Source organism: Paenibacillus sp. PK3_47 (assembly GCF_023520895.1).
GTDB lineage: Bacteria > Bacillota > Bacilli > Paenibacillales > Paenibacillaceae > Paenibacillus_AQ.
The window spans coordinates 477,682-496,542 of the sequence record NZ_CP026029.1 but is presented as its reverse complement, the minus strand read 5'-3'; the positions used below and the strand labels follow the sequence as shown (position 1 = coordinate 496,542).

General features: G+C 49.0%; 16 protein-coding genes, 1 pseudogene and 1 riboswitch. Of the genes and pseudogenes, 11 read left to right on the top strand and 6 right to left on the bottom strand.

What is annotated here, in order from left to right; genetic code table 11:
- Nucleotides 1–68 precede the first annotated feature (68 nt).
- From C2I18_RS02365 to C2I18_RS02360, 3 genes and pseudogenes are all read right to left on the bottom strand, one after another.
- Nucleotides 69–2,933, bottom strand: a complete 2,865-nt coding sequence (locus C2I18_RS02365; RefSeq protein ID WP_249899691.1) for an S-layer homology domain-containing protein — start codon at nt 2,931–2,933, stop codon at nt 69–71.
- 114 nt (nt 2,934–3,047) lie between these two features.
- Nucleotides 3,048–3,227: pseudogene (locus C2I18_RS29770) on the bottom strand (S-layer homology domain-containing protein); the annotation flags it as partial.
- Nucleotides 3,228–3,743: 516 nt separating this feature from the next.
- Entirely contained in the window at nt 3,744–4,169 is a 426-nt protein-coding gene (locus C2I18_RS02360; protein ID WP_249899690.1) for a hypothetical protein, read from the bottom strand.
- A gap of 166 nt (nt 4,170–4,335) precedes the next feature.
- Nucleotides 4,336–4,422, top strand: a riboswitch (cyclic di-GMP riboswitch).
- 123 nt (nt 4,423–4,545) lie between these two features.
- On the opposite strand from C2I18_RS02360, the gene C2I18_RS02355 reads away from it, so the two are divergent.
- A complete protein-coding gene (locus C2I18_RS02355; protein WP_249899689.1) occupies nt 4,546–6,183 on the top strand; it encodes a methyl-accepting chemotaxis protein in 1,638 nt (545 codons plus the stop codon).
- Nucleotides 6,184–6,487: 304 nt separating this feature from the next.
- Here the strand turns inward: C2I18_RS02355 and C2I18_RS02350 are convergent, their stop codons facing one another.
- Nucleotides 6,488–6,919, bottom strand: a complete 432-nt coding sequence (locus C2I18_RS02350; RefSeq protein WP_249899688.1) for a hypothetical protein — start codon at nt 6,917–6,919, stop codon at nt 6,488–6,490.
- Nucleotides 6,920–7,090: 171 nt separating this feature from the next.
- Here C2I18_RS02350 and C2I18_RS02345 point away from each other — a divergent pair, with 171 nt between their 5' ends.
- Nucleotides 7,091–8,698, top strand: coding sequence for a sigma-70 family RNA polymerase sigma factor (locus C2I18_RS02345; RefSeq protein ID WP_249899687.1), 1,608 nt, complete (start codon nt 7,091–7,093; stop codon nt 8,696–8,698).
- On the opposite strand, the gene C2I18_RS02340 is transcribed toward C2I18_RS02345, so the two are convergent.
- Together C2I18_RS02340 and C2I18_RS02335 are read right to left on the bottom strand one after the other, a co-directional pair.
- The gene (locus C2I18_RS02340; RefSeq protein WP_249899686.1) at nt 8,673–9,608 is read right to left on the bottom strand and encodes an aldo/keto reductase; all 936 of its coding nucleotides are present in this window, start codon (nt 9,606–9,608) and stop codon (nt 8,673–8,675) included. The two genes, C2I18_RS02345 and C2I18_RS02340, sit on opposite strands and share 26 nt — an antisense overlap.
- A gap of 1 nt (nt 9,609) precedes the next feature.
- Nucleotides 9,610–10,155 carry a GNAT family N-acetyltransferase gene (locus C2I18_RS02335; RefSeq protein ID WP_249899685.1) on the bottom strand — a complete coding sequence of 182 codons (546 nt, stop codon included), beginning with the start codon at nt 10,153–10,155 and terminating at the stop codon, nt 9,610–9,612.
- 146 nt (nt 10,156–10,301) lie between these two features.
- On the opposite strand from C2I18_RS02335, the gene C2I18_RS02330 reads away from it, so the two are divergent.
- The 9 genes from C2I18_RS02330 to C2I18_RS02290 all read left to right on the top strand — a co-directional run bounded on the left by C2I18_RS02330 (nt 10,302) and on the right by C2I18_RS02290 (nt 18,831).
- The gene (locus tag C2I18_RS02330; protein ID WP_249899684.1) at nt 10,302–10,853 is read left to right on the top strand and encodes a CPCC family cysteine-rich protein; all 552 of its coding nucleotides are present in this window, start codon (nt 10,302–10,304) and stop codon (nt 10,851–10,853) included.
- A gap of 28 nt (nt 10,854–10,881) precedes the next feature.
- Nucleotides 10,882–11,307 (top strand): DUF4279 domain-containing protein, encoded by a 426-nt coding sequence (locus tag C2I18_RS02325; RefSeq protein ID WP_249899683.1) that lies wholly within the window; start codon nt 10,882–10,884, stop codon nt 11,305–11,307.
- Between the two features lie 386 nt (nt 11,308–11,693).
- Nucleotides 11,694–12,080 (top strand): hypothetical protein, encoded by a 387-nt coding sequence (locus C2I18_RS02320; protein ID WP_249899682.1) that lies wholly within the window; start codon nt 11,694–11,696, stop codon nt 12,078–12,080.
- 113 nt (nt 12,081–12,193) lie between these two features.
- Complete coding sequence (locus C2I18_RS02315; protein ID WP_249899681.1) at nt 12,194–12,511, top strand: hypothetical protein; 318 nt, start codon at nt 12,194–12,196, stop codon at nt 12,509–12,511.
- A gap of 213 nt (nt 12,512–12,724) precedes the next feature.
- Nucleotides 12,725–13,783 (top strand): FecCD family ABC transporter permease, encoded by a 1,059-nt coding sequence (locus C2I18_RS02310; protein WP_249899680.1) that lies wholly within the window; start codon nt 12,725–12,727, stop codon nt 13,781–13,783.
- A gap of 2 nt (nt 13,784–13,785) precedes the next feature.
- A complete protein-coding gene (locus C2I18_RS02305) occupies nt 13,786–14,820 on the top strand; it encodes a FecCD family ABC transporter permease (RefSeq protein WP_249901980.1) in 1,035 nt (344 codons plus the stop codon).
- A 40-nt stretch (nt 14,821–14,860) separates the two neighbouring features.
- Nucleotides 14,861–15,901 (top strand): NAD(P)/FAD-dependent oxidoreductase, encoded by a 1,041-nt coding sequence (locus C2I18_RS02300; protein ID WP_249899679.1) that lies wholly within the window; start codon nt 14,861–14,863, stop codon nt 15,899–15,901.
- A 163-nt stretch (nt 15,902–16,064) separates the two neighbouring features.
- Complete coding sequence (locus C2I18_RS02295) at nt 16,065–17,636, top strand: spore germination protein (RefSeq protein WP_249899678.1); 1,572 nt, start codon at nt 16,065–16,067, stop codon at nt 17,634–17,636.
- Nucleotides 17,626–18,831, top strand: a complete 1,206-nt coding sequence (locus C2I18_RS02290) for a Ger(x)C family spore germination protein (protein ID WP_249899677.1) — start codon at nt 17,626–17,628, stop codon at nt 18,829–18,831. The genes C2I18_RS02295 and C2I18_RS02290 overlap by 11 nt, the downstream gene beginning before the upstream one ends.
- The last annotated feature ends 30 nt before the right edge of the window (nt 18,832–18,861 follow it).

Genomic DNA, 18,861 nt, shown 5'->3' with positions numbered 1-18,861 from the left:
TGAAAAGACGGGATCACCCTACATATCACTCTACATCACTCTATATCACTCTATATCATCTCTCTACATCACTCTTCATCATTAGCCCCAGGGATACTGACATTTCCCGAATCTGTTACCCCAGGAGCAAACTCTACATTCAGAGGGTTCTTGGTTTTATAGTAATATAGCACCTTATAGCTGCTGTCGTAGAACAGGATCAAAAATTCCTCTTCACCATAGCTGCCAACCGTAGATGTATCGTTAGTTTGCAGGAAGTTCCGCTGCAGGGCTGCATTCTCAACCGTAAAGCCTGCTTCACCGCCGAGTTCTCTTTTGGAAGTCACTGTGTAATAAGAGACCCCTAATTGTTCATTATTAAGTATCTCAGATACATCCAATGTGATGTTGTTTATTTCTCCGACATATTTGCTGGTAATTTGAACGCCCTCAGTCAGCCCGCTGGCTGTACCATCCAGTATTGGCCGCTTGATCGTAAATTCGACCTTTTCAGTATTGTATGCAATAGGGGCATTACTCTGGTCATAGAACACAAGCGTAACATATAGTTCACCCGGCAGGGCCGGACCAGGGATGTTATATCTCTCTAATACTGAAGTTTTAAATATAGGATATGTGGCGTTAGGCACCTGATTCTTCAAATTGTCCTGGGTGAAGGGCTGCTCTGAATAATAGGCTTTAAATGACTTCGCCAGATTTGCAACGGATTCAGGCAAATATCTAAAATTAACATCCAGATGAGTTCCATTCAACATAGGAAATTCCAAATTCCTGGTTACTCCCCCTATCCGGAGAATAGAGGTCAGCGGTCCACTAAAATGCAGCGTTTGTAGTGCAGCTTCAGCCTGCTCCAGTTTTGCAAGATAGGAAGCATCCAGCTGCTGGCGCTGGCTATCCGTTAGAGCATCATAAGCATGTCTGGCTTTTTCGAGATTGTACTCATCATCTAGTGTAATGGCATCGGCAGCCGGAAGGAGGGACAACAGTATCCGAGCCTGATCCAAAAGCTGTTGCTCTGTATATGTAGCCTTTCCCTGATAATAGCCCAGCACCTTCAAATTATTATCATAAAAAATAATTAAATACTGTTGATCAGGCAAGTAGCTGTATTCAATCTCTGTAAAATATTTGGTACTGTACAGATACGAAACATTATTGAAATTCAGCCATGTTTCCGGTTTAACCTCATAAAGCTCTCCAGTAAATTGTGAAGCGACAGTGTAGTAGGCAGCCTGCTGTGAATTCTGTTTTAAAAATTTGCTGACATCAATTTCAACGGAATTTTCGGTTTCACTTTTCCTGATATCAATACCATCTGTAATTTGTAAAATTGGACTTTCCCACACAGCCTTAACAACGGGCAAATTCAGCGGCTCACTATAATAAGCTGTAATATCCCCCTGTTTATCATACAAAATCACATTAAGATACTCATCCGGTTGAGATTGCAGATAAAAGACATTTACTGCATCGTTAAGATTGTACTTGTACTCGTTATCCAGCTCTTTCAACTGTGAGGGATCCAGCGGTCTGTTACTGGTCGAATAGCTGAATTTGTCTGATGTATACCTCAACAACCCTGGCATATTCTGTGCATCAATCTTAAAAGTGGAGCTGTTCAAAAAATATTTGTCATCCGCCGGCAGGATGTTATTGAAATAGGGATAACCCAGACTCCCCAGCGGACGCAGACTCCCGATTGCAGCCACTGCAGCGTGTAGTTTTTCCTGGTCTTCTATGCTGACGTTTAATTTTTGCTCATCAGACAGAGCATCGAATTTTCGCAAAGCACCAGCTACGGCATCTTCATCAGCAAGGGTTAAGGCAGAGACATCCGGCAATGAATGGATCCGGGATATTGCTGAATCAACAGCCTTTTGTCCGATTCCGGCCCAATCTCCTGCATAGTAACTTACCGCCTGAAGATTACGGTCATAAAAAACGATGTAATAGGTCCGCTCCAGTCCGAACTCAAGATACACACTGCGTTGATCATCTTGACTATATAAATAATCCTGACTGGTTAAGACCTGATCAATATAAGCCGGGTTATCAGTTGTATCCGTTTCGTAAGTATTTACCGAGTAATAATACGCCTGGTTTCCTGGTTGTCCAAAGACCTCTGTAACATCGAACTGGACATAATATACATCTTCCCCAACCGATACTTTGGAGGCAGTCACACCTTCAGTTATTTCAGCAAATTGCGCTGACTTGGTGGACCTGATAAGCTTCCCGTCGATCTTCTGTTTGTAATAGCCTACCGGCTGGTTATTGGCATTATAAAAGACCTGTGTAATATACGGGTCCGTAATTCCCTCTAATTCAAACTCATATATTGGATAGTTTAAGACTCTGGAAGTAAAACCAAAAGGCTCATAACGAAAATCCCCGCTTAATAACTGCTCAACGGGAATTGAACCATTCGTAAGGTATTGATTAAAATGATCGAACTGTGCAGCGGTCTCATCCGGTACCAGTGTAAGATCTATATTCAAATTAACCGAGTTAGCCATAAAAATCTCTTCATTGACACCAATTCTGACTCCATCTACAAAAGGAATAGCTAAGGGTGCAGGCGTTGCTGCTGGTGTCGGTGTTGCCGCCGGTGCAGGATCTGCTGCGCTCCCGCCGCCTGTACCACCGCCGCCACCGCCTGTTCCGCCACCACCCACCGCAGCGGTTGTCGCTGTAGGCGAAGGTGCCGGTGCCGTGCTGGCAGCCGGTGTTGCTGCAGATTGTGGAGTTTCTTCTGCAGCGCCGCCTGCTTTTAATGCCGAGGATGCATCGATGAGTGACAGGGACTCTGCACGGGTTAAAGCCTGCACGGGTGCAAAAGTGCCGTTCGGATATCCTTTGAGTATTCCTGCATTTACAGCTGCGGCCACGCTTCCTTTACTCCATGAGGCAATTTGTCCGGCATCGCTGAACATTTTTAAAACTTCAAAACTTCCGGGATCCAGCTTCAGCAGCTTAGAGATAACTACTGCCGCTTCCTGACGGTTAATCGGGGCATTGGGCCGTATTTCGTTGTTATAGCCCTGGATATAGCCGGCAGCTGCTGCTTTTGAAATCTCACTGTATGCCCAGCTTGCGGGTGGTACATCCGAGAAGTTCAGTGCAGCCGTTTCTGTGAAATGAAAGGAGCGGTTAACCAGGGTAAAGAATTCTGCTCTGGTTATTGATTGATTGGGTTTCACCGAGCCGTCCTCAAAACCTTTTAGCATTCCGCTGTCCAGCCAGCTCTGAATGGTTTTTTGTGCCCAGTGCCCTTCGTAATCCTTAGTACTTGTTGCCTGAGCCGCCGCTGTCCCGGCTGAACCCAAAAGCATGCTGATTCCGAGTATTCCTGTCCATAATCCATTTAACTTCCTGCCCATCGATCGTTCCCCCTGAGTTATGTATGTTCCTTAACGAATGCTTTTGCAGCATGCCTTTCTTTCCAGCTGTCTCTGATGTGAAAATCTTCTATTTGGCAGGAAACAAGTTCCATATTATCTCACCTATATGTAATAGTAAATCAGTTATTTTGAATAGGATTAAGAATCTTTGAAAAGTCAACAAACCGGTGAACAAACGACTATTTCCGTCTGCTAGAGGCGGGAAAACTCCGCTAAACTGTGCGGGAGTTGAGGCCTTGATACATGCCTATATTAAAAGACAGCTGAATCAGAACGATTCAACTGTCCATGTTTTTATACGAAGCTTATATTATCCGGCTGAATCCGTTCCTGCAAAAATCCTTAAATGACGCCCTCTCCTCCAATAGCAGTTGCAGTGAATGCTACGGGTCCAAAGAGATTTAAAGTCGAGGCGCTGCTATTTTCAATGATCAATTCATAGTTATGGACTCCAAGATAAGGACCATCAACCCACAGAACGTTAATCTGAATATCAGTAGTTGTAGGAAAGTTAAAAAAGGATCTATAAATGTCGACTCCGGCACGGCGGATGATTACAAAAAACGAGCTGTTAGCAGGTGCATTAATACTGAAACTACCATTTAACTCAACTCTGCTGGAGAAAGAGGCAGGATTAGCCGGGCTGATATCTACTTGCGCAGTAGCCAGACTTGCTCCAGCTCCAGGAATTCCCGCGATCGATGTAACAACAGCAAACGGATCCAGCGGGATTTTAGCCTGTGAACCATAACTGATAATTGTTGCCATTCAGCATCACTCCATTTCAAGGGTATACATTAATATATTGGAGAACGGCAACGGTAGATTGGACATACTTCCTGATGATTTTATACATTTATTCTTTTCTTAGCTTGAAATAATGCTTGTTATTACTCTATAATATCGAAATAGGATAAAAGTACTAAATTGAATATATTTTTAGGGGCAAAACCACTGAAAAGTGGTGACGCAAAGCTGTAGGGGCTAAAGTTCTCAGGAACCATGCCAGCCAGTTGCAAGCAGGGACCCCTTTGTTTATATTGGGGTTTTTTGTCATTTGTTTACATAATACATCAGGGGAGCTGCAACAATGAATTTAACTGTGAAGAAGAAGCTTTTAGGAGGATTTTCAGTAGTACTTATCTTGCTTGCATTTGTTACCTTGGTTACATTTATTCAATTCCGGACGGTAGACAGCAATTATTCCGAGGTAATTGAAGACCGGCTTCAAAGAATTTCCCTTATTAATGATATGATTGACTCTGCAAGGGACGAGCAGCTGGCTGTCCGTGCTTATCTGGTTTCCGGAGAAGACAGGCACCTGGACAAATTCAATCAGGAAAGGGAATTGTTTGATAAGAGTGCTAAAGAATTTTTAAATCTGGGCCTGCTGCCTGACGCAAGAGCTTTGGCTGAGGAACTCATATCAGCTGAAGTAGATTACAACTCTACAGCCCAGAAGATGATCAATTATAAAGGTCAGGGGAATGCACAAGGGTATGTGTACGTTATGCAAAGTGAAGAAATCCCCCTTACGGAGAGAATCGCACAGCTGGGGGAGGATTCGGTAGTTCTTCAGGAGCAGAATATGATTGACACCAGTGGTAACCTGTCACAGCAAACCAACAGAACTACCAATTTCATTCTTCTGATTAGTATATCGGCTATAATTTTTGGCCTTGTCGTCGCGGTTGTGATCAGCTTAATCATCTCCAATCCGGTTAAAGCTGTTGCCAAGGCTGCAAAGGAAATTGCCGCAGGGAACCTTGCCGTAGAAGATATTCATGTGAAAAATAAGGATGAAATCGGTGAACTGGCAGCATCCTTCAACCAGATGGCCGGTAACCTGAGAGATTTAATCAGTCAAGCCAGCTTAACGGCAGAACATGTAGCTTCTTCTGCTGAGGAGCTGATGGCAGGTGCTGTTGAGACCAACACGGTTACAGAACAGGTGGTAGCCTCCATTCAGGAGGTTGCAACAGGAACTGAAGTTCAGGGGAAAAATACTGCCGAGAGCGCAAACGCTGTCCGGGAGATGGCGACCGGTGTGCAGAGAGTTGCGGACACGACATCGCGGATTGCAGATTCTGCATCGGATACGGCAAAACAGGCTATGGAAGGAAGCCAGTATCTTGCCAAAGTTACCGGCCAGATGGATTCTATCTATAACTCGAATAACCAGACTCATGCTGTAATTAAGGAACTGAATGCACACTCCCAGCAAATTGGTGACATTATCAGCGTCATTACAGGGATTGCGCAGCAGACAAATCTGCTGGCACTGAATGCAGCGATTGAATCCGCGCGTGCCGGTGAGCATGGCCGGGGCTTTGCCGTTGTCGCCGACGAGGTAAGGAAGCTGGCTGAGCAATCGAGAGTGTCGGCAGAGCAAATCTCGGAGCTGATTACACATATCCAGAACGCAACCAGCCAAGTGGTTGGAATGATGGATGCGGGTACCCGGGAAGTATCGGAAGGCATGCAGCTCGTTAAGGAAACTGCCCGGACGTTTGATACCATTATCGGATCCATTGAACAGGTAAGCTCAGAAATCCAGGACGTATCCGCCATCGGCGAGCAAATGTCAGCCGGGGTAGAGCAGGTAAGTGCATCGATCGATGAGGTCGAGAGCATTTCCCGGATTTCTGCCGCTAACATCAACGAAATTGCTTCCGCTTCGGAAGAGCAACTGGCTTCCATGCAGGAAGTGAACGCAGCCGCTTCTTCACTCGCCAGCGCAGCAGAGGATCTGAGAGCTATGATCGGGAAGTTTAAAATATAAGCGGCTGCCTTGTGAGCTGCATTAGTATACGGTAGTTTGTTTGAAGAAGACGTGTACCGGACTTGATCGCTGTAAACGATTAGTCTGGTGCACGTTTTTTTGCGGGTAAGAAGACAACAGATTTTATTTACTATTTAGGTATGAGTCACGCCGCAGGTGATCATGCGGAATTGTTAATCCCCTCCCGCCAATAGCAGGAACTCTATCAACACGAGCTTTTCCCGCCATCCGTGAGAGGGGATCATCTTCACCAATTACTATTTATAATATGACTTGCAATTTCACTACGCTGCCCAAACAGACGTTAACCCCCGATAGCAAGCGCGCTGAAAATAACCGGACCGACGACAACCACTTGCGAGTCTGCATCCTGATTTTCGACAATCAGCTGGTAGTTCTGTACGCCTGCCGGTACGTTGATATCCACCATGTGCAGGCTGATGATACCATCATCATTAAATTCTTCTTCATATTCTGCGAGGGCATAGAAAATTTCACTTCCGGCACGCCAGATGCGGATCAGGATGTTGGGGAATTCGCCGAGAACGGGGATATCCACACCAATGGTAGCTTTTAATTCTACTTTATTCGGATAGTGTGCCGGATCGGCAGGATCAATATATACTGCTACTGCTGCGATTTCTCTGCCTGCGGGCGAGATTGGAACCGGAAGGTTTACCCCATTTGTAATAGGTGTTACTACGCTCGCATTATAGTCCAGAATTGTTTTAGCCATTTGACATTCAGCTCCTTTCTGTTTGATGCTATATACTTTGTTCCTGCTGAAGGAAGGCCTGTACTATAGACTTAAGGAATTTGCTTGTTTTGAGCTTATTAGATTTAATCAGGTAACCTTTCCGCCCCAACCCGGCACTTATAGTTAAGAACATGTGAAAAGAGGCCCGGAATGGATATTCGGATCATTGAAGTTGCAGGACAGGGGAACTCAGAAGCGTTCGGGGAAATCATGCGGCACTACCGCGGAATGGCATTTGCTGTGGCGTATGACAAGCTGAATAATATCCAATTGGCAGAGGATGCGGTTCAGGAGGCTTTTATTGAGGCTTATATGAATCTGGCCAAGCTTAGGGAGGCGGCAGCATTCCCGGGTTGGTTCAAAACAATTGTGGTCAGACAGTGCCAGCGTGTGCTCCGGCGCAAACGTCATGCGCTGCTGTCCTTAAATGAAGCTGTTACCCTTCCCCATAGCGCTATGAGCATGGAAGAAATGGCCGAGCGCAGGGAGGGGGCGCAGCATTTGCGGGAATTAGTAGAGGGTCTGCCTGTCAAGCTGAGGGTGCCGGTACAGCTGTTTTATTTCTACGGTTACTCGCTTCAGGAGATATCCGGTGCGCTCGGTACCCCGGTCACGGTGCTCAAAAAGAGGCTGTTCGACGCCCGGCGCAAGCTGAAAGGCGCTCTTCCCGTCATTGACGTGGCCGCCATGTTCAACCTTTTATATGAAGGAGGAAACAAAATGCTGCATATTGTAAACGGTGATGTGGTAGGAGATAAGCTGAGGCAGGGTGTTGTGCAGGGAGATGTACTGGTGTGGAGGGAGATCTATCCGGCAGGGCCGGTATTTGTGAATCTATCAAGCGAGAGAGAACGGGGAATTCGTGCAGGAGCTCTTGAACAGACCCTGGGCATTCCGGCAAAAGAATACACAGCGGGCTGTGAACAGCAGGAAGAGAAGCTGCAGGGTTTCGGCCGTTATGACGAGGTCGTGCTGTGGTTTGAGCATGATTTGTTCGACCAGAGTATGCTGGCTTACCTGCTGCATTGGTTCAATAGTCAAAAGCCCGGAAGTACCAGGCTCAGTCTGCTGTGTATCGGTGAATTTCCGGGGATTGAGCTGTTCCACGGTCTGGGCCAGCTTACAGCCGAGCAGCTTCAAACACTGTCCGGGACATGGCGCAGTATTGGAAAGAAAGAACTGGAGCTGGGCAGTATTCTGTGGCAGGCGTATGCCGCCTCAAGTCCCTTGCAGCTGGCTGAATGTCTGGAAGAACACAGGACTGAACTGGCCGCTTCTGCGCTGCCTTTTGCCTATGATGCTTTTAGGGCTCACCTGTCACGTCTGCCTTCGGTTTACAATGGGCTGGGAATCGTGGAGCAAACTACAATGGAGGCTCTCCGGCAGGGAGTAAATACACCGATAGAGCTGTTCCGCGTGGTAACGGATAGGCTGCATGTGCTGGGGATGGGCGATCTTGAGTATTTCACGTATCTGTATGCTTTGGTTCAGGGCAGCCAGCCACTGGTGACCATCGACGGAGCAGCAGAGCTAACGGATTTCCGGAAAACAACTGATTTCCTCCACCGCCGCATGTCACTCACCACACTAGGGGAGCAGGTGCTTGCAGGAGCCGCAGACCGGATCACAGAACAGGGCATCGATCAGTGGTTTGGCGGGCTGCATCTGCAGGGTCACCACGTTCCATGGCGGTGGGACCAGACAGCGGGGAGGCCGGTTCAGGCTAGAACATCTACCAACCCAGGTTCTGATGCTTAATCTTTTTCTCCCACAGCTCCTGAAGTCTTTGCACATGCTCCTGCGGCATTTCGCTGTGTGAGGCGGATATATTTTCATGAAGCTGGGTACTGTTTCGCACACCGGGAATTACAGTAGTGACTTCGGGATACGCGAGGATAAATCTTAGCGCAGCCATGGTCATGGTAGTGTTTTCGTCCGTTATAAATTTAATCTGCTCAAGCAGTTCAGCACGTTTACGGATCACTTCCGGCGACCAGCGGCTTCTGACACCTGAAAAGGTACTTTCACTGCTGTATTTGCCGGAGAGCCAGCCGGAGTCGAGCGGTACCTTAATGATGAGGGCAATATCCTTCTCCTTGGCGATGTTGAACGCCTCCGCAGTCTCCTGGTAGAAAATGTTGAACATCACCTCTATAACACCTATGTTCGTATGGCGGATCACCTCCAGCATCTCGGCAGCAGTATCGACCGAAACGCCGTAGGAGAGGATTTTGCCCTCAGACTTAAGGCTTTCCAGCACCTCATAGTGGCCGTACTTGCCATCCAGCACCTCGAACGGGGGGTTATGGAGGAGCACGGAATCTACGTAGTCCGTCTGCAGCCGCTGCAGACTGCTGTCCAGCGATTTACGGATCTGCGCCGCACCGTAGTCGCTCCCGCCTTCAGCCGGGTGTCCGAACTTCGTATTGATCACCGTTCTTTCACGTTTGCCGTACAAAGCCTTTCCGAGCAGCTCCTCACTTTTGCCGCGTCCATAGTTGGGAGCGGTATCATAAAAATTGACTCCCTGCTCCAAAGCCTCATGCACGAGGCGGATGGCCGCATTGTCCTCCATCGCTTCCCAGTCCTGCCTATTGCCAAGCTGCCATGCGCCGAAACCGATCTCCGATGCAGATTTGCCGGTACTGCCGTAAACTCTGGTCTTCATATTAGTTCCCTCCCGTGTAATGCGTTTTGGTCATTCCATAATAGACGACATCCTCGAATTGGTCCCATTTCAAAATATGCTGCTTCTGCTCCCCTTCAAAGTACATCCCGGCTTTTTTCATGACGCTCCAGGAGGCCATGTTTTTGCTCATTGCGGCGGCCCAGATTTTATTCAGATCCAGTTCTTCGAATCCGTACCGGACAAGCCGCCTGGCTGCTTCGGTGGCATAGTCCTTTCCCCAGTAAGGTTGACCGATCCAGTAGGCGAGCTCGCCTCTTTGATGGGGGCGGGCCACATTGATGCTCATGCATCCGATCAGCAGATTGCTGTCCTTGCTTACCAGTGCAAAAGGATAACCCTGCCCCTCATTGCTGCTGCCGGTAATGAAACTGATCCATGATTCAGCATCTTCAAGACTGTAAGGGTGGGGGATCGAAAGTGTGGTTCTTGCAACTTCCACATCTCCGGCAAGTTCTTGTACGCTGCTTGCATCCGTGAGTTCAAAGGCCCTAAGCAGCAGTCTGTCCGTCTCCAAAACAGGCAGCATCACAAACCCTCTTTTCTGTGCTTTGTTTTGCAGAAGATTATAGTACATACCCTGGTAATTTGTAAGAGTAAACAGGTCATTTGCGCGAGACAAGGAGGGAGGGATGTGGTATGTATAAGGGGATTACCTGCATCCGGGAGGATTATATGAAAAGGGAAGAAGCTATAGATATTTTAATTAACGATACGCTGGAAAAAATGTCAGGAGAAAATAGAACGGAAATTTGTATGGATTGGTGGGGATTTACTGAGGAATCCTCTGAGTTTAAGAATTTTCCTGAGATACTTAAGGAAGAGATTTTGCAGTTTGATGAGCCGCAGCATGAGTGTACTAGCCATCTTTATGATCCTTTAATAATGGCTGCATTAAAGAATCAGTACATCGGAGTGAGAAATGAATATTTAGCAAAGCTTATCCATTTAGTTTTAAACTCTGTACATGTAGTTGAGGGTGTGGAAGAAGAACTGTTTCCCTGTCCGTGCTGTGGTTACAAGTCGTTACAGTCAACAGGAGAATATGATATTTGCCAAGTCTGCTTTTGGGAGGATGACGGGATTAGAACCCAAGAAAAGTATAGTTCACCTAACCATATGACACTAAAACAGGGACAGGACCATTTTGCCGTATTGGGTATGATGGATAAACAATTCTCATTCGTGGTTGACCCTGAGGGCGTACATAAATATCTTAAGGAATAAGCCGATGCAAAATGAGGAGATGGAGTCGATGAATGGCAACTTTACTTTAAGTATTTATGATGACACTTTGGATTTCGCTGAGATCAGTCGGTTGCTGCACACCTCTCCAAGTTCAGTCACCCGGAAGGGAGAAGTTTTAGCTAAAAGAACAAACTTGACCGCACCGTCTGATAGCTGGCATCTGCAAACTAGCTTTGGTGAAGATGATGAGAGTCATGAGAGTCATGATCCGGAAGCATCTTTACTGCTGTTACTGCACAAGCTGAGAACTTGTTCTGAGCAAATTGAATATCTGCAGCGGAAGTATAAAACAGTCAGACTAAATGCTTACCTGCGGTCAGATTTTGCCCAGATGGGCCTTGATCTTTCAGTGGAAACTGTACAAATGATATCCCGTTTAGGATTAGGATTGGGCATACATATACTTTCGTATGGAGGAGTAGAGAGTAGTTGATTAAGTACTTATAAGACAGTAGTCGATGTAGTGTGCATGCTCCAAAGTCTAGTGGGAAATCCTCCATTTAATCCGCTCCTTTTTAGCTAATTATGAGCTTTAGTTGGAATTCCTCCTGCTATTTTGGCAGAAAGAGCCCTTTTGGGACTTATCCAGCACAATTAAGTGGAGTTTTTCCATTAAGTATTGAATTACCTGTATTTATTGGAGAATTAGTTGGAGAAATTCCATTTAGTCTAATCGTTCCACCGCCCCCAGCCACATCGAGACACTTCTGCGCTTCTTGCCAACACTCTTTTCTGTGAAAAATATAACATTCTCATCCTGATATTCGAATTATAGTATGGGGAGAATACCGGCAACAGCTGGATTCCGGAATCTTCGGTATGGTTGTCATTGGCTTGGCCGGCGTTTTGTTTTACGCTGCGTCCTGTGCGGTCCTGCATTTTGGCGTCTTGAGCGGGCTGGAAGCGGAGCAGCGCAGGTACCGGAAGCTGAGAGGAATCGGGATCACTGCGCAGGAAGCCGCTGCACAGATGCGTAGACCGCTGCGGATTCTGTTCTTTCTCCCGCATATGTTTAGCGTGCTGATCTCCGGATTTTTTTACATATATATGTTTTCGCTGGAGGTTAGAGGGAGCAGGGCCACCGGACTGGTGGTGTTATCTGCTCTCATCGTAAGTATGATGCTCCTCCTGCTCCAGCTGGTCTTCTATCTGCTGTATGCCAGACGTTATACACAGGGGATGCTTAAGATGGTCCAGCTGCTATAATGACGAATGCGCGGATTTAAGGGATTAATAGCCGTATTCAATCATGCCTTACTACCTGCTGGCATAAAATAGAATAGACCGCTTTAATTCTACAGCAGCAGGAGGTTACGCCGATGAATGAGAGACTCCAGGAACTTACTGTCCATTTAGATGCTCTTGCAAACGGTATCATTGAATCTTTACGGCAAAAACAAATTCATGAGGCCGCTTTTGCGCAGTTATATGAGATTTTGGATGAGATTACGGACCTGGTGGAAGAGGAGAAGGCCATTGACAAGAAGCTTGGGGCTGTATTATTCCTGATCTATACGCAGCTTGTGACCCAGTCGGGTTATGTGTATGACAGAAGTCCGTTTATTCCTTATATCGGCAAAATGCAAGGCTATATCCGCAAGATATTCGGCAGCAGACAGCAGCTGGTCACAGGCTGAACCGCTTCCGGAATAAGCCCCCGGCAGGTCCTGATCCAGGAACAGCACGGGGGTTTTTCCGGGTCCGGTTTGCAGCTGAAAAAAAACACCTTTTTGGCTGATTATATTTTTTATATAGTTCAATTTTGATTTGTCCATTGTCAAAAGGCTCCATTTTCATTACAATAAAACAATGATAATGATTATCAATTTCATAGGAAACAGGTGAAAGTCATGAATCAACAGGCGACGGCCGGCAATCCGCTTCTCCAAGGGACGGAACCTGTGAAGCTTCGCTCGCGTCCCTGGGCGGCAACGCTGATATTGGTCGGCGGTCTGATTGCTCTGGCGCTCGGTATCGCAGTTTCGGTCTCATTCGGGGCAGCAGAGATTAAGCTGTCTGTAGTGTGGACCGCAGTATTTCACTTCAACCCCGACATTACGGATCACCAGATTATCCGTGAGCTGCGGATGCCCCGGGTACTCGGTGCTGCACTGGTTGGTGCAAGCTTTGCGGTGGCGGGAGCCATTATGCAGGGCATGACCCGGAATCCGCTGGCGGATTCAGGCCTCATGGGCATCAATGCGGGAGCAGGCTTTGCGCTGGCGCTCTGCTTTGCTTTTTTTCCAAACCTGCCTTTCATGTATCTGATTCTATATTCCTTTCTGGGAGCGGGGGCCGGTGCGGGTATTGTCTACGGTGTCGGCTCAATTGCCAAGGGAGGGCTTACACCGGCCCGGCTGGTACTGTCCGGAGCTGCGCTCAGCGCACTGCTCTCTGCACTCAGCGAAGGTGTCGCTCTGTATTTTCAGATCGGACAGGACCTGGCCTTCTGGTATGCCGGCGGGGTAGCCGGAACGAAATGGTTCCAGCTTAAATTGATGGCTCCCTGGGTGGGCGCTGCCATACTCGGTGCGGTCGTTCTATCGCGTTCCATTACGATGCTCAGTCTGGGTGACGATATCGCCAAAGGCCTAGGGCAGCGGACCAACCTTGTGAAGCTGGCAGGTACACTAATCGTCCTGGTTCTGGCGGGCTCATCTGTAGCTGTTGTCGGAGCGGTCGGCTTTATCGGGCTCATCATTCCCCATCTGACCAGATACCTGGTAGGGGTGGATTACAGATGGATCATTCCCTGCTCGGCGGTACTCGGCAGTCTGCTTGCCATTCTCGCTGATCTGACGTCCAGAATGATTAATCCGCCGCAGGAAGTCCCGCTGGGGGCAATCATCGCGCTGATCGGTGTGCCGTTCTTTCTGTACCTGGCACGGAAAGAAAGAAGGGAACTTTAGTGATGCAGAGACAGGCCGTATTATCTTATGAATCTTCGAGACAGAAACGCGGAATCACCGTGATGGTTATTTTAGGCGTAATGATTGTCATTGCCTTTATTATCAGTGTGAATACAGGATACATACGTTTAACCCCGCTGGAGCTGCTGAATACGATGTTCGGCAGGGGGACGGACAAGCAGGAATTGATCCTCTTTGACTTCCGGCTGCCGCGCATTGTTATTTCAGTGCTGATCGGTGCAGGACTGGCCGTATCCGGTGCGGTGATGCAGGGTGTTTTCCGCAATGACCTGGCGGACCCGGGAATACTCGGCATTAATGCGGGAGCCGGCCTGATGGTGATGCTGGTGGTTTCCTTTTATGAGGCCACTTCGGCAGCACCGGTGTTTTTGCTGCCGCTGGCCGCCTTTGCGGGAGCGGGGCTTACCGCAGCGCTGATTTACGTGCTTGCTTACAAGCGGTATCAGGGGATATCGCCGGTCCGGCTGCTTTTGACCGGCGTTGCTGTTGCCGCAGGAATCAGCGCTGCAATGATTGTGCTGACACTCCGCCTGGACCCTGACAAATACCAGTTCGTGGCTACCTGGCTGGCAGGCAGTATATGGGGGACCAGCTGGAAGTTTGTGCTGTCCCTGCTGCCCTGGATAGTAGTCCTGCTGCCTTATGTCATCTATAAGGCAAGAGTGATGAATGTGCTTAATCTGGGCCAGCAGACTGCGACCGGTCTCGGTGCAGATGTGGGCAGAGAGCAGTTCAAGCTGCTTGCCGCAGCCGTGGGACTGGCGGCAGCAAGCGTTGCGGTCAGCGGCGGGATCGGCTTTGTCGGTCTGGTAGGCCCGCATCTCGCCCGGAGGCTTGTGGGACCTAAGCATCAGCTGATGCTGCCGGTATCGGCGCTGCTGGGGTCCCTGCTTGTCATCGTAGCCGATACGATCGGCCGCTGGATTCTGCAGCCTTCAGAGATTCCTACCGGTATTGTTGTAGCTGTCATCGGCGCACCGTATTTTCTCTACTTATTGGCCCGTACTAAATCCTAATCTGCTTAAGGGACATTCATAACCACCCGGAGGGATAACCATGGACAACGAACTGGAATTATATGATGTGACGATTATCGGCGGAGGACCCGCCGGAATGTATACGGCCTTTTACAGCGGAATGAGGGATTTGAAGACCAAGCTGATTGAAGCGAAGGAAGAGCTGGGGGGCAGAATGCTGATTTACCCTGAGAAAATGATCTGGGACGTAGGCGGCGTAACACCAACGCTCTGCGGCAAGCTGATTGAACAGCTGGAGCAGCAGGCACGTACCTTTGAGCCTACCATTATACTGGGTCAGCAGATTATTGCCCAGGCACGCCAGGATGACGGCACTTACATTCTGACTGCGGCCACAGGTGAACAGCACTGGACCCGGACAGTCATTCTGGCAATCGGCTACGGCATCCTGCAGATGGCGAAGCTGGAGATTGAAGGCGCTGACCGTTATGAGGTCACCAATCTGCATTACACCGTTCAGGAGCTGGAGCCGTTCCGCGGCAAGAAGGTGCTGATCTCCGGCGGGGGCGACTCCGCGGTCGACTGGGCCAATGAGCTGGAGGGAATTGCCGAGAGCGTAATGATTGTGCACCGCAGAGAGCAGTTCGGCGGTCATGAGAAGAATGTTGCGCGTATGAAGGCTTCCTCAGTGGAGGTTAGAGTACCTTACACAGTCAGCCAGCTGCACAGCAGCAATGGTGAAATGATTGACCAGGTAACGATCAGTCATATTGAATCCGGCGTAACTGAACAGATTGCCGTAGACGCAGTCATTGTGAATCATGGGCTTAAGAGCGATTTCGGGCCGCTGCGGGATTGGGGGCTCGATATGGGCGACTGGTGCGCGAATGTCAGCGAAAGACTGGAAACCAATCTGCCGGGTGTATTTGCGGCAGGAGATTTCGTAGATTACAGCAGTAAGGTCCGCCTTATTGCCGGCACCTTTACGGATGCTGTTCTGGCGCTGAACAGTGCCAAGCTGTACATGGACCCGGATGCGCCCAAGGCTGCTTACGTCTCCTCACATAACGACCGGTTCAAAGAGAAGAATAAAGCGCTCGGCGTGATAGACGATCACTAAACTAGATATACGGCTGTGAGCAAGGCTGTTCTGAAGCAGAGGGAAATCTGCGGCAGGCAGCCTTTTTTGTATTGCCGGGGGGTGTCCGGCCGTTCTCATACATTCCATAAGCTGCATAAAAAGAGACTGGGAGGACAATAGTAAGAGGCAGGAGGTGCTGGTAATGCCTAGCCGGACAACACAATCGACACCAGCCGGGAAGACGCGGAATGCTGCTGAAGGTCCTCCGCTCAGTATAAGTCTGGGCAGCAATCTGGAAGAGGTCCGTTCCAGGCTCGGCAACAGCCCTGATCTTGTCATCCGGATGTATGAATCTGTAGATGATGTGCATCAAGTGGCTGCGGTATACTTCAATGCCATCACGGATCTGGAACGGGTGGAGGAATATATTACGCATGGACTGTCCTTCGGACCGTTAAAAGACAGCAAGGGCCCGGCATTAACTACGACAGAGATGTTCCGGTTTGTGCAGGAAAAGGCGCTCAGCACCGGCAAATTGAAGACGGTGCAGGACTTGAACAGCCTGCTGGAAGGTCTGTTGTCAGGAGATACAATGATCCTGTTTAACGGACTGCAGGAGGCCATCAGCGCCAGCACCAGCGGAGGTGAGACCAGGGCAGTATCGGAAGCGGCTACCCAGGTGGCCATCCGCGGCTCCAAGGAGAGCTTTACCGAATCCCTGGGAACCAATATTGCCCTGGTGCGCCGCAGAGTCAAGACTCCGGATTTATGGGTAGAGACCATGACCATCGGCAATGTAACCAAAACGGATGTGTCGATCATGCATATCCACGGCTTAGCCGAGGAAGAGACCCTTCAGACCTTCCGGAAAAAGCTTCAGGCCATCGACGTGGATTCCATCCTGGAATCGGGCTATATTGAGCAGTTAATTGAAGACAAACGGAACTCCCCGTTTCCGACAGTCTACAATACCGAGCGGCCGGACAGCGTTGCCGGCAATTTGCTGGAAGGGCGGATTGCCCTGTTCGTGGACGGTACACCGTTTGTCCTAATTGTTCCCTCTACCTTCTTCATGTTTTTTCATACCGTTGAGGATTATTATCAGAGATACGACATCTCGACGCTGATCCGGATTTTAAGATTTATCTGTCTGCTCATATCCTTGTTCGGGCCGGCGATTTTTGTTGCCGCACTGAATTTTCACCAGGAGATGATTCCTACTCCGCTGCTGATTAACCTGGCAGCACAGCGTGAAGGCGTCCCATTTCCGGCATTCGTCGAGGCGCTGATGATGGAATTCACCTTTGAAATCATCCGGGAAGCGGGGATCCGCATGCCCTCCCCGATCGGCCAGACCGTATCGATTATCGGAGGCCTGGTGCTGGGTCAAGCAGCCGTGCAGGCCGGAATTGTCTCGCCGGCGATGGTCATTGTCGTTTCATTAACGGGAATCTCCAGCTTTGCGACACCGGCATTCAATATGGCTTTATCCATCAGGGTGCTGCGTTTTGTCATTATGTTTGTCGCAGCTTTTATGGGGCTGTACGGGATAGCTATCATCGGCATTATGCTGGTTGCCCATATATGCAGCCTGCGTTCACTCGGCGTCCCCTATCTGGCTCCGCTGGCTCCGTTTGTGCCTGGTGATCAAAAGGATCTTATCCTGCGGACCCCGCTGCATTTCATGAAAACACGGAAACGGCAAATCAGCGGTAAACATCCCCATAACCGGCAGGACAGCCGGAAACGTCAGGAGCAGAAACATGAAGATTAGATTTCCGGGACTTGTACTATTTTTATTAAGCATGTCTCTGGTACTGACCAGCTGCTATAACAGCCGGGAATTAAATGAGCTGTCGATTGTGAGCGGCATAGGCCTGGACAGGGTGCCGGATTCGGATGATTACAAGGTCACATTCCAGGTTGTCAATCCGTCGGCAACATCCACAAGTACAGGGGCCGGGAGCGGTTTGCCGGCGATTACCGTCATTTCGGCAACAGACGCGACGATCTTCGGAGCCCTGCGTAAAGCTTCCAAGCGGGCGACGCGGCAGCTGTTTTTTGCCCATACCCAGCTCCTTGTGGTAGGAGAACCGCTGGTCAGGCACGGGGTCTACGGCTTGTTTGACATTTTTGAACGGTCGCATGAGCTGCGGCTGAACACTGAAGTTGTCATCGCCAGAGACACAGAAGCGGCTTCGATACTAAAAGTATTGACACCTGTAGAGAGCCTGCCTTCACAGGGCATTGTCAAGAAGACGCAAAATACGGCCAGAGTGTGGGGGGAGAACCGGAGCACGAAAGTGTTCGACCTTATCAAAGCGATTACTGGAGAAGGCGACCTGACGATCAATGGCATACGGATTATTGGAGAACCTGCAGAAGGCATGAAGAAATCCGGTCTGGAGCAGTCCGAGCTGAAGGCGGCTACAGTCATGAGCGGGCTGGGGGTACTTAAGGAAGGGAAACTGATTGACTGGCTGGAAGGGCCGGAGGCGAGAGGGACCCAATGGGTGCTGAACAGAATTAAAGAAACGAATATTAATATCAGCTCGCCGGACAAAAAAAATGATGTTGCCGTCAATATCTTTTTCTCCAAAACCAAAAGCCGGGTTGAGATCAGGGACGGGAATCCGGTGTTTCATGTTCATATCCGTGAAGAGGGGATTATCTATGAAACCGGGGGGTTCGTAGATTTGAGCCGGAAAGCGGAGCTGCAAAAGCTGGAGGACGAGCTGGAAGAACAGACCAAAGCTGAAATAAAGCTGGCTGTACAAAACGCACAGAAGCTGAAGGCAGATATTTTTAATTTTGGAAATGAGCTGAAGCGGACCCATCCGGAGTACTGGCGAAAGGCAGAGGGGAAATGGGATGAGCTGTTTGCGCGGGGCGAGCTGGTTCTTCACGTTGAAGCCTACATCCGCAGTACGGGAATGCGGTTAAAGCCGTATATTCCTGCCAAAGAATAAAATTAGAGCTGGATAAGGGGGAGGCGGTTC